The sequence below is a fragment of the Serratia sp. 121840015-1 genome, assembly GCF_053627655.1.
On sequence record NZ_JBSEYF010000003.1, the window covers coordinates 348,828 to 372,251 of the forward strand.

The window sequence follows — 23,424 nt, forward strand, 5'->3', positions numbered from 1 at the left end:
GACAGCAAAAAGCCCGCCGAAGCGGGCTTTTCTAAATATGGCTGGGGTGCCAGGATTCGAACCTGGGTATGCTGGTATCAGAAACCAGAGCCTTACCGCTTGGCGACACCCCAATTATGGTGGCTACGACGGGATTTGAACCTGTGACCCCATCATTATGAGTGATGTGCTCTAACCAGCTGAGCTACGTAGCCGATGTTACTTTTTACTTCTTTGATTTGCAAGCAGTTTGTTATGGCTGGGGTACCTGGATTCGAACCAGGGAATGCCGGTATCAAAAACCGGTGCCTTACCGCTTGGCGATACCCCACCTGCAAACAAATCTTATGTTGAAACCCCATTCCCGAAAGAATATGGCTGGGGTACCTGGATTCGAACCAGGGAATGCCGGTATCAAAAACCGGTGCCTTACCGCTTGGCGATACCCCATCAACATACTGCGCCGACGATGAAGAGAAATGGTGCGGGAGGCGAGACTTGAACTCGCACACCTTGCGGCGCCAGAACCTAAATCTGGTGCGTCTACCAATTTCGCCACTCCCGCAATGCAAAAAAGAGATGGTGGCTACGACGGGATTCGAACCTGTGACCCCATCATTATGAGTGATGTGCTCTAACCAGCTGAGCTACGTAGCCCTCTTTTTTTGCTTTGCCTTCATCGGCGTTGCGGGGCGCATTATGCGTATATGACCGATTTGCGTCAACAAGTTTTTTCCCGAAAAAGTGCCGGGAAGCGCCGTTTGTCTGGGTTGTGAACATTATGGCGATAAAATCGGCAATTCAGGCAGTTGGCGGGGGGGAAAGGCAACAAAAAGGCGGGCCAAAAGGCCCGCCTTGGGGAAAACGCCGCGCGATTATTTATAGGCGGCCTGGTGCACGCCGACGGCGCGGCCGGAAGGATCGTCCATCTTCTTGAACGATTCGTCCCATTCGATGGCCTTGGCGGACGAGCAGGCGACGGACGGGCCGCCCGGCACGCATTCGGCGGCGCTCGGCAGCGGGAACAGCTCTTCGAAGATCTCGCGGTACAGGTAGCCTTCTTTCGAGGTCGGCGTGTTGTACGGGAAGCGGAAACGCGCGGTTTCGAGCTGTTGATCGCTGATTTGCTGCGCAGCGACCTCTTTTAGCGTGTCGATCCAGCTGTAGCCGACGCCGTCGGAGAACTGCTCTTTTTGGCGCCAGGCCACGCTGGCCGGCAAATAGGACTCGAAACATTCGCGGACGATGTGTTTTTCCATTTTGCCGTTGCCGCACATTTTATCTTTCGGGTTGATGCGCATCGCCACGTCGAGGAATTTCTTGTCCAGGAACGGCACGCGGGCCTCAACGCCCCAGGCGGACATCGCCTTGTTGGCGCGCGCGCAGTCGAACATATGCAGCGCCAGCAGCTTGCGCACGGTCTCTTCGTGGAATTCGCGGGCGTCCGGCGCCTTATGGAAGTAAAGGTAGCCGCCGAACACTTCGTCCGCGCCTTCGCCGGAGAGCACCATCTTGATGCCCATCGCCTTGATTTTGCGCGACATCAGGTACATTGGCGTCGAGGCGCGAATGGTGGTGACGTCATAGGTTTCGATGTGGTAAATCACGTCGCGGATGGCGTCCAGGCCTTCCTGCACGGTGAAGTGGATCTCATGGTGCACGGTGCCCAGATGGTTGGCGACCTCCTGCGCGGCGCGCAGATCCGGCGAGCCTTCCAGACCGACGGCGAAGGAGTGCAGCTGCGGCCACCAGGCTTCGCTGCGTTCCTGATCTTCCACGCGGCGCGCGGCGTACTTCTTGGTGATCGCCGAGATGACCGAGGAATCCAGCCCGCCCGACAGCAGCACGCCGTAAGGCACGTCGGACATCAGGTGGCTTTTCACCGACTCTTCCAGCGCGGTGCGCAAGGCGGCGGCGTCGGTCACGTTGTCTTTGACGCTGTCGTAATCGAACCAGTCGCGGCGATAGTATTCGCGGATCTCACCGTCCTGGCTCCACAGGTAGCTGCCGGCCGGGAATTCCTTGATGGTGCGGCACACCGGCACCAGCGCTTTCATTTCGGAGGCGACGTACAGGTTGCCGTGCTCGTCGTGGCCCATGTACAGCGGGATGATGCCCAGGTGATCGCGGCCGATCAGGTAAGCGTCTTTTTCGGTGTCATACAGGGCGAAGGCGAACATGCCTTGCAGATCGTCGAGGAAATCCGGGCCTTTCTCCTGGTACAGCGCCAGGATCACTTCACAGTCGGACCCGGTCTGGAACGCGTAGCGGTCGCTCAGCTGTTGGCGCAGCGCCTGGTGGTTGTAAATTTCGCCGTTGACCGCCAGAACGTGGGTGTGCGCGGCGTTGTACAGCGGTTGAGCGCCGTTGTTGACGTCGACGATCGACAGGCGTTCGTGGGCCAAAATGGCTTTGTCGCTGGCGTAAACGCCGGACCAATCCGGGCCGCGGTGGCGCATCAGGCGCGACAGCTCCAGCGCTTTCTTACGCAGTTCAACGGGATCGGACTTCAGATCGAGCACACCGAAAATAGAACACATACAACTCTCCTAACGGGCTTTCATGACTGTGATGTTGTTTTTTACTGTTATGGGCAGCATTGCCGATTCATCAGCGATAACGCGGTTTTGCTGCGCTGTGGTTATGAAAATGCGCCTAAAGCTGCAGGAGATGCAAGTGTTTTAGCCATACGCTGAGAAATAGTTGTTTGCGTGGCTGCGATTTTTAACGGATTTTCAGTTATTGGCGGGAAAATTTAACGATTATGCAATTTTTAGCGTGATGACGGGATTGCCGGCCGGTTTGGCCGGCAATCGATTAGCGATTAGGCGATGAGCTGCCACAGGGTGAAGGCGGCGTCCGGCGTCCAGCCGGCGTTGGAGGTGTGCGCCTGGATACAGGTGTATTTCTTGCCTTTATAACTCACCACGTCGCCGGCTTTGTAGCTGTGGTTGTTCTGCCACTCGGGCGCCCCCGGATCGGGTGGCGTGCCGTCGTTGGCGGTTTTAACCGCCAGCGCGCTGCTCGGCAGCGAGGTATTGCCCTGGCTGTCGGTGGCGGTAACGAAGTAGCTGTACTGGGTGGCCGGGGTCAGGCCGCTGTCGGCCAGCGACAGGCCGGCGGTCTGGCCGATCGGGGTGCCGTTGCGGTAGACGGTGTAACTGGCGATCGGTAAGGCGCCGGTGGCGGCGGCCCAGCTCAGCTTCAGCGAGGTGGCGCCCAGCTCGGCGACCGTCAGCGCAGTCGGTGCATTAGGTTTTCCCGGCGGTGGGGTAACGCCGCCCTGAATCAGCGGCGCGTAGCGGGTTTTGAATTCCCAGTTGTAGGCCACGCCGGCTTTGCTATTACCGTTGTCCCAGTTGATTGACCAGGTCATCAGGCCCTTGATCGACAGGTTCTTGGCGTCGAGACGCGAGAAAGCGTTATATACCGCCTGTTTATCGATCACGTAGCCGGTGGCGGCGGCGTCGTTGTTGCTCGGCAGGCCGATGACGAATTTCGCCGCCGGGATCTTCGCATAGCCGCGGGTGCCGGTGACCAGGCTTTCCGTCAGGTAGTAGAGGAAGTCTTCCTTCTTGGTGTCGTCGTTTTGGGTCAGCCAGGTTTTAATTTCTTCAACCCAAAGGCCATCGCCACCCTGGTTGTAATATTGTGGTGCGATAAAGTCGTAGTAGCCTTCGAGGGCGTTGATATAATCCAGGTAGGTGCCATTCTCACGTAAATATGGGAATTCCGGCGCCATGCTGATAATAAAGTTTTTCCCCTGCGCGGCGTAATAGTCTTTTACTTTTTTCAATGCCGCAGGCAAGACGGTTTTATTATTGGCGGCGCCGATTGCCGCCTGTTCCAAATCGATATCCAGGCCGTCGAAGCCATAGACTTCCACCAGGCGAATAATCTCGTCTTTCAGCTTATCTTCGTCGCCGGTTTTCAGCTCGATATGCGCGTCTGCGCCGCCGAGGGAGATCAGCACCGCGCGGCCCTGGCTGTTCAGCACGCCCACCTGGCGGCGGAACTCGGCGTCGGACAGGTTGTACGGTTTGAAGGTTGGGATGCCCTGGCCTTTCATAAAGGCGACGGCCACCACGTTGTATTCGGCGGGAATATCGGTCAGGTTCATATTGGCGAACTGGCCTTGCCGATAGCCGTCACTGGCGCCGGCGGCCCAGTTGTGCCAAAAACCCATCAGGATTTTTTTATTGGCGATAGTCGGCATAATGGCTGCGTCATCGGCGGCGGCATTAATCATGTTATTTGTGCTCATGGTAGCCTCATTAATTAGGGGTAAAGGTTTTCCGCTGGCCGGCAATATCAGCTATTGGCGGGGCGTAAGGTTATAATGAGGATTTTTAGCGCAGGCAGGCTGAAACCTTTTGCGGCCATGAACGAATTAAATTCAAACTGCGGTCAGGAAGAGAGAAATAATGGCGGCCGGGCAGCCGCCATAAATGCATCAGAAGATGGTGATATCGGCAACGGAAGGGTAGACGTAGCTCGGGCGGAACGGCATGGTTTCAATGTCGCTCAGCGTGGAGACGCCGGACAGCACCAGCACGGTTTCCAGACCGGCCTGGAAGCCCGCCAGAATGTCGGTGCGCAGGTTGTCGCCGACGATCACCGTCTCTTCCGAGTGCGCCTGCATTTTGTTCAATGCGGCGCGAATGATCCACGGGCTGGGCTTGCCGACGTAAAACGGCTTGCGGCCGGTGATCTTCTCGATGGGAGCGCACAGCGCGCCGCAGGCTGGCGAGAAGCCGTGGCCGTGGCTATCCGGGTTGGTGGCGATAAAGCGTGCGCCGTTACTGACGAAGTAGGCGGCCTTGTGCATCATGTCCCAGTTGTAAGAGCGGGTTTCACCGACGATCACGAAATCCGGGTTGATGTCGGTGATGGTGAAACCGGCTTTGTACAGCTCATGGATCAGGGCGCCTTCGCCGACCACGTAGGCTTTTTTGCCTTCCTGGCGGCGCAGGAAATCGGCGGTGGCCATCGCCGAGGTATAGAACGCGCTCTCCGGCACTTCCAGCCCGGCGGCGGCGAAGCGGTTCGCCAGATCCTGCGCGGTCTGTGACGGGTAGTTGGTCAGCACCACCAGCGGCATGCCTTGTTCCTGGATGCGCGCCAGGAACAGATCGGCGCCGGGCACCGGCGTATTGTCATGCAGCAGCACGCCGTCGATATCGCATATAACGTTTTTGATTTTCATTTGTCGCTGTTTCTCATGATTACGGCAGGCAAGGGGTGACGATAACACACCTGCCAGAAGCGGCGGATCAGCTTTCCAGCAATCGCTGCAAGAGCACGCCGTTGAGCATCGCGCGTTTGGCCAGGGCGAAAGCGCCGATCGCCGAGCGATGATTGAGTTCGGAGGTCACCACCGGCAGATTTTTGCGGAAGTCCTTCAGCACCTGGGTATTGATGCAGCTCTGGATCGCCGGCAGCAGCACCTTGTCCGCTTCGGTGATCTCACCGGCGATCACCACCTTCTGCGGATTGAACAGGTTGATGGCGATGGCCACCGCCTTGCCTAGATAGCGGCCGACGTGTTCGATCACTTCGCTGGCCAGCAGATCGCCGCGGTTGGCGGCCTTGCAGATGGCGTTGATGCCGCAGTCTTCCAGCGTCAGTTTGCTCGGGTAGCCCTGGCTCAGCAGCTGGCGCACGCGCTGTTCGATCGCCGCGTTGGCGGCTACAGTTTCCAGGCAGCCGAAGTTGCCGCAGTGGCAGCGTTCACCCAGCGGATCGATTTGGATATGGCCGATTTCGCCGACGTTGCCGTTATTGCCGAGAAAAATCTGCCCGTTGACGATGATGCCGGCGCCGGTGCCGCGGTGCAGGCGCACCAGAATAGAGTCTTCGCAGTCGCGGGTAGCGCCGAAGTAGTGCTCCGCCAGCGCCAGGCTGCGGATGTCGTGGCCGACGAAGCTGGTGACGTTGAAGCGCTGCTGCAGGTTGTCGACCAGCGCCCAGTTGCTGACGCTGATGTGCGGCATGTAGCGCACCACGCCCAGCGCCGGATCCACCAGGCCGGGCAGGATCACCGCGATGGCGATCAGCTCGCGCAGGCGGCGCTGGTTTGCTTCGATGAATTGGGCGATGGCGGCGAACAGTGCATTTTCCAGCGTTTCCTGGGTGCGTTCCGGCAGCGGATAGTGTTCTTCGCTGAGCGATTTACCGCTCATGTCATACAGGGTGATGGTGGCGTCGTGGCGGCCGAGACGTACCGCGACGGTATGGAAATGACGGGTTTCCGACACGATGGAGATCGCGCGGCGGCCGCCGGTGGAGGCTTGCTGATCGACTTCTTTGATCAGCCCGCGCTCCAGCAGCTGGCGAGTAATTTTGGTGACGCTGGCGGGGGCAAGCTGGCTGAGTTCGGCAATTTGAATGCGCGAGATCGGGCCCTGCTGGTCGATCAGGCGGTAAACTGCCGCGCCGTTAAGCTGTTTGACTAAGTCAACGTTCCCTATTTGTGCTTGTCCGCCAGTGCTCATCAATAATGTTACTCGCTGTTCATTGAATTAAACCTCGTTACCGTTAACGAGCGTTTTGGTGATCTTGAAATCACGGGTGAAGGCGGTCAGGTTAGCCACCTTGCCGGCTTCGATGGTGCCCAGACGCTGCTCGACGCCGATGGCGCGCGCCGGATACAGCGTCGCCATGCGCAGCGCTTCGTCCAGCGCGATGCCGATATGCTCGACGCTGTTTTGCACCGCTTCGATCATGGTCAGTGCGGAACCGCTCAGGGTACCGTTCTCATCCACGCACAGCCCATCCCGATAGTATATTGTTTTACCGGCGAAAATAAATTGGTCAATATCTGCACCTGCCGGTGCGGTCGCGTCGGTGACCAATACCAATTTATCACCTTTCAGGCGTTTGGCGTTACGGATACTCGCCCAGGCCACGTGATGGCCGTCGGCGATGATGCCGGTATAGACCTCCGGCGTATCGAAGATCGCCCCCATCAGCCCCGGTTCGCGGCCGGTGATATACGGCATGGCGTTGTACAGGTGGGTGGCGAAGCTGATGCCGGCGGCGAAGCCGGTGCGCGCCTGATCGTAGGTGGCGTTCGAGTGGCCGGCGGAGACCACGATGCCGGCCTCGGTCAGCTGCTTGATAACGTGCGGCTCAACCATTTCCGGCGCCAGCGTCACCTTGGTGATCACGTCGGCGTTGGCGCACAGGTAATCGATCATGTCCTGAGTTGGCTTGCGAATGAACGCCGGGTTATGGGTGCCTTTTTTCACCGGGCTGAGGTACGGCCCTTCCAGGTGCAGGCCCAGCGCCTGGTTTTGGTGCTTTTTCAGATAAGCACGCATCACGTCGACGCTGTGCTTCATGAATTCGTCGCTGCTGGTGATCAGCGTCGGCAGATAGCTGGTGCAGCCGGATTTCTCGTTGGCGCGCTGCATGATCTCCAGCGTTTCTTCCGAAATCGCTTCCAGCGAATCGTTGAACTGGACGCCGCCGCAGCCGTTCAGCTGCACGTCGATAAGCCCAGGGGCCAGGATGGCGCCACCCAGGTCGCGCGTTTCGATGCCGGCGGGCAATTCAGCCGCCGGGCAGACTCTCTCGATCAGCCCATCAGCGATAATGACTGCATGGTCATCAAGTACGTCGTGGCCGGTATAGATTCGGCCGTGGGTTAAAGCGAACATCGTAGCCCCCTGCAAAGATTAAAGACTTTTCACGCTTTCCGCTTCTAACTCGCGGAAATATTTGACGGTTTTGACTTTCAGCTCCATGGTGGCCGGCTCGTCGCACACCACGACCGCTTTGGCGTGCAACTGCAGGCAGCTGATGGTCCACATGTGGTTGATGTTGCCTTCCACCGCGGCTTCCAGCGCCTGCGCCTTGGCGTGGCCGGTCACCAGGATCATCACTTCTTCCGCGTCCAGCAGCGTGCCCACGCCGACGGTCAGCGCATATTTCGGCACCAGGCTGACGTCGCCGCCGAAGAAGCGCGAGTTGGCGATGCGGGTGTCTTCGGTCAGCGTTTTGATGCGGGTGCGCGAAGCCAGAGACGAAGCCGGCTCGTTGAACGCGATATGGCCGTCGATGCCCACGCCGCCCATGAACAGGTTAATTTTGCCGTAAGACTTGATCTTCTCTTCGTACTGGCGGCACTCGGCGTCGACATCCGCGGCGTTGCCGTTCAGCAGGTTGATATTTTCACGAGGGATATCAACGTGGTCAAAGAAGTTGCGGTACATGAAGGTGTGGTAGCTTTCCGGGTGTTCCTGCGGCAGGCCAACGTACTCGTCCATGTTGAAAGTCACAACATGCTTAAAGCTTACTTCACCTGCTTTGTGCATCGCAATCAGATGTTTGTAGGCTTCCAGCGGCGTGCCGCCGGTAGGCAGGCCGAGGACAAACGGGCGCTCTGCGGTTGGCTTGAATGCGTTGATGCGTTGAACGATATGACGCGCGGCCCATTTGCCGACTTGTGCGGTATCTTTCAGTGGGATAAGTCTCATCTAACACCTCTTGGGATAAGTAAACTAAAGCTATACTGTACGGGCCTGCGGGAGTCCTAAGCGTAACCCAGCTTTATGATTCTCGCGTGAATCGTCCGTCCGGTTGATTTTTTGAATGATAAAATAAGTTTTGTGTGATGGCCAGCAATCTGGGAGGGAAAGACTACTTTTTGGTGATATTTATCACAAAAAGGGAGGTTTTAATTTGCGATACAAAATAAATTTTTTACACTCGGCATGAGTGATACGTGCCAAGCATTGTTTCTAAAAAGGTAGTGAGAGATCCAAATAAACTACTAATAGGGTCCGTCCGCGGACAACATAGGGGGAAAAGGTGAACATTCTTAGTTATTTGCAAAAGGTGGGACGGGCGCTGATGGTGCCGGTCGCCACGCTGCCTGCCGCCGCCATCTTGATGGGCGTCGGGTACTGGATTGACCCTGTTGGTTGGGGCGGCGACAACGCGCTTGCCGCATTATTTATCAAATCCGGTTCAGCCATTATCGATCATATGGCCGTGCTGTTCGCCATCGGTGTGGCCTACGGCATGTCCAAAGACAAGGACGGCTCTGCCGCACTGACCGGCTTCGTCGGTTTCCTGGTGCTGACCACCCTCTGTTCACCGGCCGCCGTGTCGATGATTCAGAAGATCCCCCTCGACCAGGTGCCTGCCGCGTTCGGCAAAATTGAAAACCAGTTCGTCGGTATTCTGGTGGGTATCATCTCCGCCGAAGTGTACAACCGCTTCAGCGGCGTCGAGCTGCCTAAGGCGCTGTCGTTCTTCAGCGGCCGCCGTCTGGTGCCGATCCTCATTTCCTTCCTGATGATCCTGGTCGCTTACATCCTGATGTATGTCTGGCCAGTGGTGTTCGGCGCTCTGGTGAGCTTCGGCGAACACATCCAGAAATTGGGCTCCGTCGGCGCGGGCATCTATGCCTTCTTCAACCGTCTGCTGATCCCGGTCGGCCTGCACCACGCGCTGAACTCGGTGTTCTGGTTCGACGTGGCCGGCATCAACGATATCCCTAACTTCCTTGGCGGCCAGCAGTCGATCGAAGCCGGTAAAGCGGTCGTCGGCATCACCGGCCGTTATCAGGCGGGCTTCTTCCCGATCATGATGTTTGGTCTGCCGGGCGCAGCGCTGGCTATCTATCACTGCGCGCGCCCTGAGAATAAGGCGAAAGTGCTGGGGATCATGATGGCGGGGGCATTCGCTGCCTTCTTTACCGGCATCACCGAACCGCTGGAATTCTCCTTCATGTTTGTGGCGCCGGTGCTGTATGTGCTTCACGCGATCTTGACCGGGATTTCCGTCTTCATCGCCGCCAGCATGCACTGGATTGCCGGTTTCGGCTTCAGCGCCGGTTTGGTGGATATGGTGCTGTCGTCGCGCAACCCGTTGGCGACCCACTGGTACATGCTGATCCCGCAAGGTCTGGTGTTCTTCGTTATCTACTATGTGGTGTTCCGCTTCACCATCAACAAGTTCAACCTGATGACCCCGGGCCGCGAGCTGGCGGTTGCCGGTGACGAAACCGACGGTTATGACGTCAACGTCAACAGCAACGCCGGTAAAGACGAGAACGAAACTACCACGCTGGCCCGTCGCTACGTCGGCGCGATCGGCGGTTCCGACAACCTGACCGGCATCGATGCCTGCATCACTCGCCTGCGTTTGAACGTGAAAGACTCCGCGCTGGTGAACGACGCATTGGCGAAACGCCTCGGCGCATCCGGCGTTATCCGTCTGAACAAGCAGAGCGTGCAAGTGATCGTCGGCACCCGTGCTGAACTTATCGCCAGCGCAATGCGCAACGTGATTGCAGCCGGCCCGGTAGCGGCAGCGGCGGCCCCGGCGGCGGCTCCTGCTGCGGAAGCCAAACCGCAGGCGGTACCGAACGCACCGAAAGTCGCGTTTGAAACGCTGGTGGCGCCGGTGACCGGTGAAGTCGTGGCGCTCGATCAGGTGCCGGACGAAGCTTTCGCCAGCAAGGCGGTAGGTGACGGCCTGGCGATTCGCCCGACCGACAACATCGTCGTGGCGCCGGCGGACGGCACCGTGGTGAAAATCTTCAATACCAACCACGCGTTCTGCCTGGAAACCGACAAGGGCGCCGAGATCGTGGTGCACATGGGGATCGACACCGTCGCGCTGGAAGGCCAGGGCTTCAAACGCCTGGTGGAAGAGGGCGCGGAAGTGAAAGCCGGTCAACCGATTCTGGAACTGGATCTGGATTATCTGAACGCCAACGCGCGTTCGATGATAAGCCCGGTGGTGGTCAGCAACTCTGACGACTACGCCGGCCTGGCGGCGCTGGCCAGCGGCTCTGTCGTCGCCGGTCAGACCAAGCTGTACGAGATCCAAAAGTAAGACCGTTTTTACCTGAGTAGTACCGGGGGCCGGCCACGCATCATGGCGGAGTTTACCCCGACTTGGCGGGAAGAGAGCGATCTCTTCCCGCTTTTTTTATTCCGTTTCGCCCCACGGCGGTGCGCTGCGCGCCGACGGTGCAACGCGCCGCATTTTTCGTGAAACAAACGGTTGTTTCCAGACGTGGCTTGTTGGATCATAGGCGGTTATGTGTAGCGCTTTGCATTGAGGAACAGTGAAATGAGTGAGGCTGAAGCCCGCCCAACCAATTTTATCCGTCAGATCGTCGATGAAGATCTGGCGTCGGGGAAACACACGTCGGTACATACCCGCTTCCCGCCGGAGCCTAACGGCTATCTGCATATCGGCCACGCCAAGTCCATCTGCCTGAACTTCGGCATCGCCAAGGACTATCAGGGCCAGTGCAACCTGCGTTTCGATGACACCAACCCGGTGAAAGAAGACATCGAGTTCGTGGAGTCAATCAAGCACGACGTGGAGTGGCTGGGCTTTGAGTGGAGCGGCAACGTTCGTTACTCCTCAGACTATTTCGATCAGCTGCACCAGTATGCGGTTGAGCTGATCACCAAGGGCCTGGCCTACGTCGATGAGCTGTCGCCGGAGCAGATCCGTGAATATCGCGGCACCCTGACCGCGCCGGGCAAAGACAGCCCATACCGCGGCCGCAGCGTGGAAGAGAACCTGGCGCTGTTCGAGAAGATGCGCAACGGCGAGTTCGCCGAAGGCGCCGCCTGCCTGCGCGCCAAGATCGATATGGCTTCGCCGTTTATCGTGATGCGCGATCCGGTGCTGTACCGCATCAAGTTCGCCGAACACCACCAGACCGGCAATAAATGGTGCATCTATCCGATGTACGATTTCACCCACTGCATTTCCGATGCGCTGGAAGGGATCACCCATTCGCTGTGCACCCTGGAATTCCAGGATAACCGCCGTCTGTATGACTGGGTGCTGGATAACATCACCATTCCTTGCCACCCGCGTCAGTACGAGTTTTCGCGTCTCAACCTCGAATACGCCATCATGTCGAAGCGCAAGCTGCACCAGCTGGTGGCCGAGAAGATCGTCGAAGGCTGGGACGATCCGCGTATGCCGACCGTCTCCGGTCTGCGCCGTCGCGGTTATACCGCCGCCTCGATTCGTGAGTTCTGCCTGCGCATCGGCGTGACCAAGCAAGACAACAACGTCGAGATGGTGGCGCTGGAATCCTGCATCCGCGACGATCTGAACGAGAACGCGCCGCGCGCCATGGCGGTGCTGGATCCGGTGAAAATCGTCATCGAGAACATGGGCGATGCGGTGGAAATGGTCACCATGCCTAACCACCCGAACAAACCGGAAATGGGCAGCCGCGATGTGCCGTTCAGCCGCGAGATCTATATCGATCGCGCCGACTTCCGCGAAGAAGCCAACAAGCAGTACAAGCGTCTGGTGCTGGGCAAGGAAGTGCGTCTGCGCAATGCGTACGTGATCAAGGCCGAGCGCGTCGAGAAGGACGAAGCGGGCGAGATCACCACCATCTTCTGCAGCTACGATGCGGAAACGCTGAGCAAAGATCCTGCCGACGGCCGCAAGGTGAAGGGCGTGATCCACTGGGTGTCAGCGGCGCACGCGCTGCCGGCGGAAATTCGCCTGTACGATCGCCTGTTCAGCGTGCCTAATCCGGGCGCGGCGGAGGACTTCCTCTCCACCATCAACCCGGAATCGCTGGTCATCAAGCACGGCTTCGTCGAGCCGAGCCTGGCGGCTGCACAGCCGGAGAAAGCCTATCAGTTCGAGCGAGAAGGTTACTTCTGCGCCGACAACCGTCACTCGTCGGCCGAGCATCTGGTGTTTAACCGCACCGTCGGCCTGCGTGACACCTGGGCGAAAATCGAAGGCTAATCTTATTAGCCTCGAAAATTAATGAATCAGCGCGGCTTTAAGCCGCGCTTTTTTATGCCTGCGCTCAGCTCGCGATCTATTCCTCTCTCATTTTATCCGGGGTGCGTTTAATTAATGGCGACGCATTAACCCATTAGTTCTCTTATATTGGTCCTATTAGTCTTCACTTTTTCTTATATATTCGTGATGCGAATTAATTTCATTTGGAGAGCGCTCTCAATTTTTATCGTCTGACTGACGAATTTAGTCAGGCTGAAACCATTAATCGTCTCTGGTTGACCTTGTATCTCAATTTATTCTGATTTAATTGAATTTTTTATTCGACACCCTCTATGATCACCAGCGTAACAAATTCTCACTGATATGTGCTCCTTGTCATACTTTGACAAATCTCCCTCATTTTTCATTTGATAATTCGCGTCGCGAAAAATAGTCTGTCTGTAGCAATTAGTGCTGTGGGAATAACATCTCGTCGGCAATATTTTTTACCCGTTCGGGTTTTTTATTGGCAGTCGTGCAGGGCAGTGGTGAACACAGGCGGCTGCAACTTTTAAGTTAAGTCAAAGAGGAATTTCAATATGGGTACGCACGGTGCTCAGCGTAAAACGCTGGCGCTCGCAGTCGCGGGCGCGCTGTTGGGAACAGGGTTTGCCATGGCGCCTGAGGCGAAAGCCGCAGGGTTTATCGATGATTCCACGCTGACCGGCGGCATTTATTACTGGCAACGTGAGCGCGACCGTAAAGATCTCAATCCGGACAGCAAGGATTACAACCAATACACCACCAACCTGTCGCACTCCACCGCCAACCTGAGCCTGGATTTCGCTTCGGGCTACGCCTGGGACATGTTTGGTCTGGACGTCGGTGCCTTTACCGCCATCGAGCTGGCGGAATCCAGCGCCAGCGGCCACCCGAACGAGATCGCGTTCTCCTCGAAAAACCGTACCTACGACGAAGACTATTCCGGTGACAAAGGCGGCGTCAGCCTGTACAAAGCCGCCGCCAAATTCAAATACGGCCCGGTTTGGGCGCGCGCCGGCTATATTCAGCCGAGCGGCCAAACCCTGCTGGCGCCGCACTGGAGCTTTATGCCGGGCACCTATCAGGGGGCCGAAGCCGGCGCCAAGTTCGACTACGGCGACGCCGGTGCGTTGAGCTTCTCCTACATGTGGACCGATAAATACAAGGCGCCGTGGCATATCGAGATGGACGACTTCCGCCAGAACGATAAGAAAACGCGCGTCTCCTACCTGCACTCGCTGGGCGCCAAGTACGATTTCAAAAACGATCTGGTGCTGGAAGCCGCCTTCGGCCAGGCGCAGGGTTATGTGAATCAATACTTCACCAAGGCGTCTTACAAATTCGATGTGCTCGGCAACCCGCTGACCACCAGTTACCAGTTCTACGGTGCGGAAGACCGCATCAGCGACAAGAACGATCCGAACAGCATCTACGACGGCCTGGCCTGGCTGCAGGCGCTGACCTTCGGTTACACCACCGGGCAGTTCAACTGGCGTCTGGAAGGCACCATGGTCAAGGCGGAAGGCAACCAGGGCTTCTTCCTGCAGCGCATGACCCCGACCTACGCCTCGTCCAACGGTCGTCTGGACGTGTGGTGGGATAACCGCTCCGACTTTAACGCCAACGGTGAGAAAGCGGTGTACGCCGGCGTGATGTATGACCTCAGCAACTGGAACCTGCCGGGCATGGCGGTCGGCGGCTCCTACGTTTACGCCTGGGACGCCAAGCCGAGCACCAACCCGATCTACGATCAGAGCCTGCGCCTGAAGGAAAGCGCCTGGAGCCTGGACGCGATGTACACCATCCAGGAAGGGCGCGCCAAGGGCACCCTGATCAAGCTGCACTACACCCAGTATGACAACCACACCAACATCCCGAGCTGGGGCGGCGGTTACGGCAACATCTTCCAGGACGAGAAAGACGTCAAGTTCATGGTCATCGCGCCATTCACCATCTTCTGATGCGTTCCCCGGCCTCGCCGCCGGGGGCAGTTAAGGGAATTCAACGATGAAAAAAATCATGCTGATGTTGGCGGCCGCCGCGGCCTTGAGCGCCTGTGCGCAACCCGCCGCACCGCCGGAAGACGCCAAATTGAAGCAGGCTTACAGCGCCTGCATCAACACCGCCGAAGGTTCGCCGGAGCGTCTGCAACCCTGTAAGGCGGTGCTGAACGTGCTGAAACAAGAGAAGCAGCACCAGCAGTTCGCCGCGCAGGAAACGGTGCGGGTGATGGATTATCAGAACTGCATTATGGCGGTGCACAGCGGTAACGGTCAGGCCTACGACGCCAAGTGCGGCAAGCTGTGGCAAGAAATTCGCGATAACAATAATTAAGAAGGACAAGAACATGAACGCATTCAAACTGAGCGCATTAGCCGCGTTGACGGCAACGATGGGATTTCTGGGCAGCATGGGAAACGCCATGGCCGATCAACAGCTGGTGGATCAGCTGAGCCAGCTGAAGCTGAACGTAAAAATGCTGGATAACCGCGCCGGCGAAAACGGCGTGGATTGCGCGGCGCTGGGCGCCGACTGGGCCTCATGCAACCGGGTGTTGTTCACCCTCAGCAACGACGGCCAGGCGATCGACGGTAAAGACTGGGTCATCTATTTCCACAGCCCGCGCCAGACCCTGCGGGTAGACAACGACCAGTTCAAGATTGCTCACCTCACCGGCGATCTGTACAAGCTGGAGCCGACCGCCAAATTCAGCGGCTTCCCGGCCGGTAAGGCGGTGGAAATCCCGGTGGTCGCCGAATATTGGCAGCTGTTCAGAAACGACTTCCTGCCGCGCTGGTATGCCACGTCCGGCGACGCCAAGCCGAAAATGCTGGCGAATACCGACACCGAAAACCTGGACCAGTTTGTGGCGCCGTTCACCGGCGACCAGTGGAAGCGCACCAAGGACGACAAAAACATTCTGATGACGCCGGCTTCGCGCTTTGTCAGCAATGCCGATCTGCAGACGCTGCCTGCCGGCGCGCTGCGCGGCCAGATCGTGCCGACGCCGATGCAGGTGAAGGTTCACGCGCAGGACGTCGATTTGCGCAAAGGGGTATCGCCGGATCTGAGCACGCTGGTCAAGCCGGCGGCAGACGTCGTCAACCAGCGCTTCGCGCTGCTGGGTGTGCCGGTTCAGGCCAACGGCTATCCGATCAAGACCGACATCCAGCCGGGCAAGTTTAAAGGCGCGATGGCGGTGCCGGGCGCCTATGAGCTGAAAATCGGCAAGAAAGAGGCGCGGGTGATCGGCTTCGATCAGGCCGGGGTGTTCTACGGGCTGCAGTCGATCCTGTCGTTAGTGCCGAGCGACGGCAGCGGCAAGATCGCCACGCTGGACGCCAGCGATGCGCCACGCTTCCAGTATCGCGGCATTTTCCTCGACGTAGCGCGCAACTTCCATAAGAAGGACGCGGTGCTGCGCCTGCTGGATCAGATGGCGGCCTACAAGCTCAACAAATTCCACTTCCACCTGAGCGATGACGAAGGCTGGCGCATCGAGATCCCCGGTTTGCCTGAGCTGACGGAGGTCGGCGGCCAGCGCTGCCACGATCTGAGCGAAACCACCTGTCTGCTGCCGCAGTACGGCCAGGGGCCGGACGTCTACGGCGGCTTCTTCAGCCGTCAGGACTATATCGACATCATCAAATACGCCCAGGCACGCCAGATTGAAGTGATCCCGGAGATCGACATGCCGGCACACGCCCGCGCCGCGGTGGTCTCGATGGAAGCGCGCTATAAAAAGCTGCATGCCGCCGGGAAAGAGCAAGAGGCCAACGAATTCCGCCTGGTGGATCCGACCGATACCTCCAACACCACCTCCGTGCAGTTCTTTAACCGCCAGAGCTACCTGAACCCGTGCCTGGATTCTTCCCAGCGTTTTGTCGACAAGGTGATCGGCGAGATCGCCCAGATGCATAAAGAGGCCGGCCAGCCGATCAAGACCTGGCACTTCGGCGGCGACGAAGCGAAAAACATTCGCCTGGGCGCCGGCTACACCGACAAGGCGAAACCGGAGCCGGGCAAAGGCATCATCGATCAGAGCAACGAAGACAAGCCGTGGGCCAAGTCGCAGGTGTGCCAGACGATGATCAAAGAAGGCAAGGTGGCCGACATGGAGCATCTGCCGAGCTACTTCGGCCAAGAGGTCAGCAAGCTGGTGAAGGCGCACGGCATCGACAGAATGCAGGCCTGGCAGGATGGCCTGAAAGACGCCGAGAACGCGAAGGCGTTCGCCACCTCGCGCGTGGGCGTCAACTTCTGGGATACCCTGTACTGGGGCGGTTTCGATAGCGTCAACGACTGGGCCAACAAAGGGTATGAAGTGGTGGTTTCCAACCCGGACTACGTCTACATGGACTTCCCTTACGAGGTGAACCCGGACGAGCGCGGTTACTACTGGGGTACCCGCTTCAGCGACGAGCGCAAGGTGTTCAGCTTCGCGCCGGACAACATGCCGCAGAACGCGGAAACTTCGGTCGACCGCGACGGCAACCACTTCAACGCCAAGAGCGACAAGCCGTGGCCGGGCGCCTACGGGCTGTCCGCTCAGCTGTGGAGCGAAACCCAGCGCACCGATCCGCAGATGGAATACATGATCTTCCCACGCGCGCTGTCGGTGGCTGAACGCGCCTGGCACCGCGCCGGTTGGGAGCAGGACTATCGCGCCGGCCGCGAATACAAAGGCGGGGAAACCCACTTTGTCGATACCAAGACGCTGGAGAAAGACTGGCTGCGCTTCGCCAATATCCTGGGGCAGCGTGAACTGGCCAAGCTGGACAAAGGTGGCGTCGCTTACCGTCTGCCGGTGCCGGGCGCACGCGTAGCGGGCGGCAAGCTGGAGGCGAATATCGCGCTGCCGGGATTGGGCATCGAGTACTCCACCGACGGCGGCAAGCAGTGGCAGCGCTATGACGCCAAGGCCAAGCCTGCGGTGTCCGGTGAGGTGCAGGTGCGTTCGGTTAGCCCGGACGGCAAGCGCTACAGCCGCGCCGAGAAGGTCTAAGCCCGGTGCAACGGCCTGCTGCCCTGGCGGCGGCCGTATAACGAAGGGGGAATGCGTTCGCCCGCGCGTGTCGGCGTAGGGCGGACGTTGTAGTGAGAGTAGTACGTGGAGTAGCAGTGCCGCTGCAATTGTGATATTTCATGACATGATTTTCCCCCGGCTTGTCCGGGGATTTTTTTGCCCTTTGCACGGCAGGCATAAAAAAACCGCCTCGGTGTGAGGCGGTTTTTCATAGCCGGTCAGGCTTATTTCTTGTCGTGCAGCGTTTCGTCTTCGCGACAGTCACCGGTTTCACAGTGGCCGTACAGGTACAGGCTGTGGTTGGTGAGCTTGATGCCGTGCTGCTTGGCGATGTCACGCTGCCGCACTTCGATGGATTCGTCGCTGAATTCGATCACTTTGCCGCAGTCCAGGCAAATCAGGTGATCGTGGTGATGCTGTTGGGTCAGCTCGAACACGGACTTGCCGCCTTCGAAATTGTGACGTGTCACAATGCCCGCATCGTCAAACTGGTTCAGTACGCGATAAACCGTTGCCAGCCCGATCTCTTCGCCCATATCAATCAGTTTTTTGTACAAATCTTCCGCACTGACGTGATGGCATTCCGGATTTTGCAGTACTTCCAGGATTTTGAGTCGCGGAAGCGTGACTTTTAAGCCGGCCTTCTTCAATGCGATGTTGTTGTCGGTCATGCGAATTCAGTCCTGTTACTATGCTAATCAAGTTGAGGCGTACTCGCCTGTGGCATCGGTCGGCACAAAGAGTTAATGCGTCTCATTATAGAACCGGTTGTACTAAATGGAAACCGCCGGTTGTTAACAAAGATATAATTGCACTATTGCATGTTTTGCATGCAACGCCTTGATGGATGGGATAAACCGATATCTCAGTCTACCGTGACGGGGTGGGAAGTTACAAATCTGTAGCTTCTATCGCAGCAATCCCTGCTGCCGATGACGGCCCTGTGGGCACACTATGCACTTTACAGGGCCTTTGTTCAACCTTTCGCCAGTGCCGGGGCTTAGCCGACGATATCGGCCAGGCTCAGCTCTTCGACGATTTGTTTGACCCAGGCGTCCACGCGCTCGTTGGTCAGCTCAGGCTGACGGTCTTCGTCGATCGCCAGACCGATGAAGTGGCTGTCGTCCGCCAGGCCTTTGGAGGCCTCGAAGTGGTAGCCTTTGGTCGGCCAGTGGCCCACGATGGCCGCGCCACGCGGTTCGATGATGTCGCGGATGGTGCCCATCGCGTCACAGAAGTATTCCGCGTAGTCTTCCTGGTCGCCGCAGCCGAACAGCGCCACCAGTTTGCCGTTGAAGTCGACTTCTTCCAGCGTCGGGAAGAAATCATCCCAGTCACACTGCGCTTCACCGTAGTACCAGGTCGGGATACCCAGCAGCAGGATATCGAACCCTTCCAGGTCTTCTTTGCTGCTTTTAGCGATGTCATGCACTTCAGAGACGTCGTCGCCAAACTGTTTCTGGAGAATTTTCTGGATCATTTTGGCAATGTTTTCGGTATTGCCAGTGTCGCTGCCAAAGAAAATGCCTACAGTAGCCATATCGCGTATAACCTTTAAATTCAAGTAATTGCATTACTCGACGCCGGCACTGCCGCCGCTGACGCCGATTAAAATGATGCCATGGCAAGAGCCTTTCGCCTCCGGGGCGGGCGCCGACAGGCGCAGTCTCTTACCGGTAAATGCGTATCATGCCAGAAAGTGGCGCCGGGGTTTTATCGCATTTATGCGATGCCGGAGAATGAAGAAAAGCGTGGTCGATCCGGCGTTGTCCTTAACGCCGCGCCGCGCGTGCGGCCGAAGAGATCAATGTTCCGGCTGTTCTTCCGCCAGTTGTGCCAACAGCATCTGCTCGATGAGTTCGCTGCGGCTGATGTTGCGCTGTTCCGCCAGTTTGTTCAGGGCGTCCACCGCATCCGCGTTGATTTTCAGCTCTACGCGCCGCAATCCACGCACTTTATCGCGCCGTAGCTGATTGCGCTTATTGATTCTAAGCTGTTCATCGCGGGAAAGCGGGTTGGTTTTCGGGCGCCCCGGACGGCGTTCATCTGCGAACAGATCCAGCGTCGTGCGATCCGTTTGTTCTTTTGCCATAGGTAGCGGTACTGCAAGGGAGTTTGCATCAAAAAGCGCTCGCACGCTTCCGGAGGCATCGGTTAACACACTTCGGGCCAATAAACCCTAACCCAAATTCACCCCCGAACCGGCGTTCGCGAACGCGCTGGCGCGGTGGCAAAATTATAGCGCGCCATATTACCCCAGCAGATGGAGCGACGACAATGCCTAACTGCGGGCTAAACGCGCTAAGCCGTTATCTTTAGCGCGTTTTTTCGCCAGGTGAGTGCGTTTTTCAGGCTTCGTCGAGGAAACGGTGAATGGTGCGCAGCACCGCTTCCGGTTTTTCGGCGTGCACCCAATGGCCGGTGCCGGCGACGACGTGCGCGCGGGCCTGCGGGAACTGGCGGGCGATGGCCGCACGGTAGCTGTCCTGCACGTACGGCGACAGGCCGCCGCGAATGAACAGGGTCGGATGCGGCCAGGCCGGGACTTCCTGCCAGCCGGTGATGTCTTCGTAGCGTTCGATCAGCACCGGCAGGTTGAAGCGCCATTCGCCGTTGTGGAAGGACTTCAGCAGGAACTGGATCACGCCTTCTTCCTGCAGGTAGTCGCGCATCAGCTGGGCAGCCGCCTGGCGCTGGGTGATGCCGGCGGCGCTGACGGCCTTCAGCGCGGCGAAGATCTCGTCGTGGCGGCGGGTCTGGTAATTCACCGGCGCGACGTCGATGACGATCAGCCTGGCGACGCGCTCGGGCGCGATGGCGGTCAGCGCCATCGCCGCTTTGCCGCCCATCGAATGGCCGATGACGATCGCTTTCTCCAGCTGCAGTTCGTCGAGCAGCGCCAGCAGATCCTGCGCCATGGCGGCGTAGTTCATGTCGTCGGCGCGCGGGGAGAGGCCGTGGTTGCGCAGATCGACCTTGATCACCGTGTGCTGTTTATGCAGATCGCGCGCCAGCACGCCCAGGTTGTCCAGATTGCCGAACAGCCCGTGGATCAGCAGCACCGGCAGCGCGTCTGACTCGGCGGCCAGCAGTTGATAATGTAATTTCATGGCGAAGTTCATACTGAGAGAGATTCAGATTAGGGTATCATGATTGAATCGCACGATGAATCATGCGGAATTTTCGCGGCGCGGGCTTGGCAGTGCCGGCTATAGGTATTAGTCTGCATTTTCCGTCCGGAGGCACATTGTTGTGTTCGCCCCAGCGCTTTTAACCTTATAATCCCATGGCTTGAATGCAGGATCTGGCTTCAGGTTCTAAGTAGAAAAAACAGTATTGGATAAAGATGAAAACTATTGAAGTCGACGAAGAGCTTTACCGTTATATTGCCAGCCACACGCAACACATCGGTGAAAGCGCGTCCGATATTTTACGCCGCATGTTGAAATTCACCGCCGGGCAACCGGTGCGCGCGTTGCCTGCCGCCAGTGCGCCGCAGTCCGTCGAGCTGGAAAAAACGGCGCCGGCGCAGCGTCCGCGCGATCGCGTGCGCGCCATGCGCGAGCTGCTGTTGTCGGATGAATATGCCGAGCAGAACAAAGCGGTCAACCGTTTCATGCTGGTGCTGTCCACCCTGTATACCCTCGATGCCGCCGGTTTCGCCGCCGCCACCGAGGCGTTGACCGGCCGTACCCGCACCTATTTCGCCGGCGATCAGCAGACCTTGCTGGCCAACGGCACGCATACCAAGCCGAAGCATGTACCGGGCACCCCTTACTGGGTGATCACCAATACCAATACCGGCCGCAAACGCAGCATGATTGAACACATCATGCAGGCCATGCAGTTCCCGGCGGAACTGATCGAGAAAGTTTGCGGTACCGTCTAATTTAGCGAACAGCCCGTCATGATGGCCGTGCGCGACGTATTTGCCCGGTCACCGACAGGGATGAGGGAGATATGTCGATGGCGAATAATCCACGTGCCGGGCAGCCCGCCCGCCAAAGCGATCTGATCAACGTAGCCCAGCTGACGTCGCAGTACTATGTGCTGCAACCGGAAGCCGGCAATCCCGCACATGCGGTGAAGTTTGGCACCTCCGGCCACCGCGGCAGCGCACAGCGCCACAGCTTCAACGAAGCGCACATCCTCGCCATCGCTCAGGCGATCGCCGAAGTTCGTCATCAGCAGGGCACCACCGGCCCGTGCTACGTGGGCAAAGACACCCATGCGCTGTCCGAGCCGGCCTTCATTTCCGTGCTGGAAGTGCTGACCGCCAACGGCGTCGATGTGATCGTGCAGGAAAACAACGGCTTCACGCCAACGCCGGCGGTATCGCACGCCATTCTGTGCCACAACCGCCGCGGCGGCGCGCAGGCCGACGGCATCGTCATTACGCCGTCCCATAACCCACCGGAAGACGGCGGCATCAAGTACAACCCGCCGAACGGCGGCCCGGCCGACACCAACCTGACGTCGGTGATTGAAAAGCGCGCCAACGAACTGCTGGCGCAACAGTTGAAAGGCGTTCAGCGCCAGTCGCTGGACAAGGCCTGGAACAGCGGCCACCTGCATGCCAAAGACCTGGTGCAGCCTTATGTCGAAGGCCTGGTTGAGGTGGTCGACATGCCGGCCATCCAACGCGCCGGCCTGAAACTGGGCGTGGATCCGCTTGGCGGTTCCGGCATCGCCTATTGGCAGCGCGTGGCGGAGCACTACAAGCTGGATCTGACGCTGGTGAACGATTCCATCGATCAGACTTTCCGCTTTATGCACTTGGACCACGACGGCATCATCCGCATGGACTGCTCGTCCGAGTCGGCGATGGCCGGCCTGCTGGCGCTGCGCGACAAATTCGATCTGGCGTTCGCCAACGATCCGGATTACGACCGCCATGGCATCGTCACGCCGAAAGGCCTGATGAACCCGAACCATTATCTGGCGGTAGCCATCAACTACCTGTTCCAGCATCGCCCACAGTGGGGCGCCGATGTGGCGGTAGGTAAAACGCTGGTGTCCAGCGCGATGATCGACCGCGTGGTGGCTGACCTGGGCCGCAAGCTGGTGGAAGTGCCGGTCGGCTTCAAGTGGTTCGTGGACGGCCTGTTCGACGGCAGCCTGGGCTTCGGCGGCGAAGAGAGCGCCGGGGCCTCGTTCCTGCGCTTCAACGGCAAACCGTGGTCGACGGACAAAGACGGTATCATCATGTGCCTGCTGGCGGCTGAAATCACCGCGGTAACCGGTGAAAACCCGCAGCATCACTATGACGATCTGGCCAAACGCTTCGGTGCGCCAAGCTACAACCGCATCCAGGCACCGGCGACTGCGGCGCAAAAAGCGGCGCTGTCCAAGCTGTCGCCGGAGATGGTCAAGGCCAATACCCTGGCGGGCGACCCGATCACCGCCCGTCTGACTGCGGCACCGGGCAACGGCGCGTCGATTGGCGGCCTGAAAGTGATGACCGACAACGGCTGGTTCGCGGCCCGTCCTTCCGGTACCGAAGACGCATACAAGATCTACTGCGAGAGCTTCCTCGGGGCGGAACACCGCGAGAAGATCGAGCACGAAGCGGTCGAGATCGTCAGCGAAGTGCTGGCTTCCGCCAAGTAATCGCTTTTCTTGATTGATAAAAAGCGCTGTTT

The 23,424-nt window shown here is 58.3% G+C and carries 17 protein-coding genes and 6 tRNA genes; 7 read left to right on the top strand and 16 right to left on the bottom strand.

Annotation, left to right across the window (positions count from 1 at the left end; all coding sequences use genetic code 11):
* Positions 1-38: 38 nt before the first annotated feature.
* The 12 genes from ACUXAC_RS17915 to nagB all read right to left on the bottom strand — a co-directional run bounded on the left by ACUXAC_RS17915 (position 39) and on the right by nagB (position 8,459).
* Positions 39-113 (bottom strand) — tRNA-Gln (locus tag ACUXAC_RS17915).
* Between the two features lie 4 nt (positions 114-117).
* Positions 118-194: transfer RNA gene (locus ACUXAC_RS17920), tRNA-Met, on the bottom strand.
* 41 nt (positions 195-235) lie between these two features.
* A tRNA-Gln gene (locus ACUXAC_RS17925) sits at positions 236-310 on the bottom strand.
* A gap of 44 nt (positions 311-354) precedes the next feature.
* A tRNA-Gln gene (locus tag ACUXAC_RS17930) sits at positions 355-429 on the bottom strand.
* 30 nt (positions 430-459) lie between these two features.
* Positions 460-544 (bottom strand) — tRNA-Leu (locus ACUXAC_RS17935).
* Positions 545-559: 15 nt separating this feature from the next.
* Positions 560-636 (bottom strand) — tRNA-Met (locus tag ACUXAC_RS17940).
* A 218-nt stretch (positions 637-854) separates the two neighbouring features.
* Positions 855-2,519 carry an asparagine synthase B gene (gene asnB / locus ACUXAC_RS17945; RefSeq protein ID WP_004939961.1) on the bottom strand — a complete coding sequence of 555 codons (1,665 nt, stop codon included), beginning with the start codon at positions 2,517-2,519 and terminating at the stop codon, positions 855-857.
* Positions 2,520-2,803: 284 nt separating this feature from the next.
* Positions 2,804-4,243: a carbohydrate-binding protein gene (locus ACUXAC_RS17950; RefSeq protein WP_454266805.1), complete on the bottom strand. Its 1,440-nt coding sequence runs from the start codon at positions 4,241-4,243 to the stop codon at positions 2,804-2,806.
* A 189-nt stretch (positions 4,244-4,432) separates the two neighbouring features.
* Positions 4,433-5,185, bottom strand: a complete 753-nt coding sequence (locus ACUXAC_RS17955) for an HAD-IIA family hydrolase (RefSeq protein ID WP_004939957.1) — start codon at positions 5,183-5,185, stop codon at positions 4,433-4,435.
* A gap of 67 nt (positions 5,186-5,252) precedes the next feature.
* Positions 5,253-6,473 carry a DNA-binding transcriptional regulator NagC gene (nagC, locus tag ACUXAC_RS17960; protein WP_004939956.1) on the bottom strand — a complete coding sequence of 407 codons (1,221 nt, stop codon included), beginning with the start codon at positions 6,471-6,473 and terminating at the stop codon, positions 5,253-5,255.
* Positions 6,474-6,500: 27 nt separating this feature from the next.
* Positions 6,501-7,640 (bottom strand): N-acetylglucosamine-6-phosphate deacetylase, encoded by a 1,140-nt coding sequence (gene nagA / locus ACUXAC_RS17965; protein WP_038877480.1) that lies wholly within the window; start codon positions 7,638-7,640, stop codon positions 6,501-6,503.
* 18 nt (positions 7,641-7,658) lie between these two features.
* The gene (gene nagB / locus ACUXAC_RS17970; RefSeq protein ID WP_004939952.1) at positions 7,659-8,459 is read right to left on the bottom strand and encodes a glucosamine-6-phosphate deaminase; all 801 of its coding nucleotides are present in this window, start codon (positions 8,457-8,459) and stop codon (positions 7,659-7,661) included.
* Positions 8,460-8,793: 334 nt separating this feature from the next.
* Between nagB and nagE the strand changes: the two genes are divergently transcribed.
* The 5 genes from nagE to ACUXAC_RS17995 all read left to right on the top strand — a co-directional run bounded on the left by nagE (position 8,794) and on the right by ACUXAC_RS17995 (position 17,761).
* Positions 8,794-10,830 carry an N-acetylglucosamine-specific PTS transporter subunit IIBC gene (gene nagE / locus ACUXAC_RS17975; RefSeq protein ID WP_060423598.1) on the top strand — a complete coding sequence of 679 codons (2,037 nt, stop codon included), beginning with the start codon at positions 8,794-8,796 and terminating at the stop codon, positions 10,828-10,830.
* Positions 10,831-11,070: 240 nt separating this feature from the next.
* On the top strand, positions 11,071-12,735 hold the full coding sequence (gene glnS / locus ACUXAC_RS17980; protein ID WP_060440515.1) for a glutamine--tRNA ligase: 1,665 nt from the start codon (positions 11,071-11,073) through the stop codon (positions 12,733-12,735).
* Between the two features lie 578 nt (positions 12,736-13,313).
* Positions 13,314-14,717 (top strand): chitoporin ChiP, encoded by a 1,404-nt coding sequence (gene chiP, locus ACUXAC_RS17985; RefSeq protein ID WP_454266806.1) that lies wholly within the window; start codon positions 13,314-13,316, stop codon positions 14,715-14,717.
* Positions 14,718-14,763: 46 nt separating this feature from the next.
* Complete coding sequence (gene chiQ, locus ACUXAC_RS17990) at positions 14,764-15,090, top strand: ChiQ/YbfN family lipoprotein (RefSeq protein ID WP_004939944.1); 327 nt, start codon at positions 14,764-14,766, stop codon at positions 15,088-15,090.
* Between the two features lie 13 nt (positions 15,091-15,103).
* A complete protein-coding gene (locus ACUXAC_RS17995) occupies positions 15,104-17,761 on the top strand; it encodes a beta-N-acetylhexosaminidase (protein ID WP_454266807.1) in 2,658 nt (885 codons plus the stop codon).
* 245 nt (positions 17,762-18,006) lie between these two features.
* On the opposite strand, the gene fur is transcribed toward ACUXAC_RS17995, so the two are convergent.
* The 4 genes from fur to ybfF all read right to left on the bottom strand — a co-directional run bounded on the left by fur (position 18,007) and on the right by ybfF (position 20,904).
* Positions 18,007-18,453, bottom strand: a complete 447-nt coding sequence (fur, locus tag ACUXAC_RS18000) for a ferric iron uptake transcriptional regulator (protein ID WP_019454058.1) — start codon at positions 18,451-18,453, stop codon at positions 18,007-18,009.
* 329 nt (positions 18,454-18,782) lie between these two features.
* Positions 18,783-19,322, bottom strand: coding sequence for a flavodoxin FldA (gene fldA, locus ACUXAC_RS18005; RefSeq protein ID WP_454266808.1), 540 nt, complete (start codon positions 19,320-19,322; stop codon positions 18,783-18,785).
* A gap of 264 nt (positions 19,323-19,586) precedes the next feature.
* Positions 19,587-19,874, bottom strand: coding sequence for a LexA regulated protein (gene ybfE, locus ACUXAC_RS18010; RefSeq protein WP_004939936.1), 288 nt, complete (start codon positions 19,872-19,874; stop codon positions 19,587-19,589).
* 256 nt (positions 19,875-20,130) lie between these two features.
* On the bottom strand, positions 20,131-20,904 hold the full coding sequence (ybfF, locus tag ACUXAC_RS18015; RefSeq protein ID WP_454266809.1) for an esterase: 774 nt from the start codon (positions 20,902-20,904) through the stop codon (positions 20,131-20,133).
* A 224-nt stretch (positions 20,905-21,128) separates the two neighbouring features.
* Between ybfF and seqA the strand changes: the two genes are divergently transcribed.
* Both seqA and pgm read left to right on the top strand, forming a co-directional pair.
* Entirely contained in the window at positions 21,129-21,671 is a 543-nt protein-coding gene (seqA, locus tag ACUXAC_RS18020; RefSeq protein ID WP_049201976.1) for a replication initiation negative regulator SeqA, read from the top strand.
* Positions 21,672-21,748: 77 nt separating this feature from the next.
* Positions 21,749-23,392: a phosphoglucomutase (alpha-D-glucose-1,6-bisphosphate-dependent) gene (gene pgm, locus ACUXAC_RS18025; protein WP_055311938.1), complete on the top strand. Its 1,644-nt coding sequence runs from the start codon at positions 21,749-21,751 to the stop codon at positions 23,390-23,392.
* Positions 23,393-23,424: the final 32 nt, after the last annotated feature.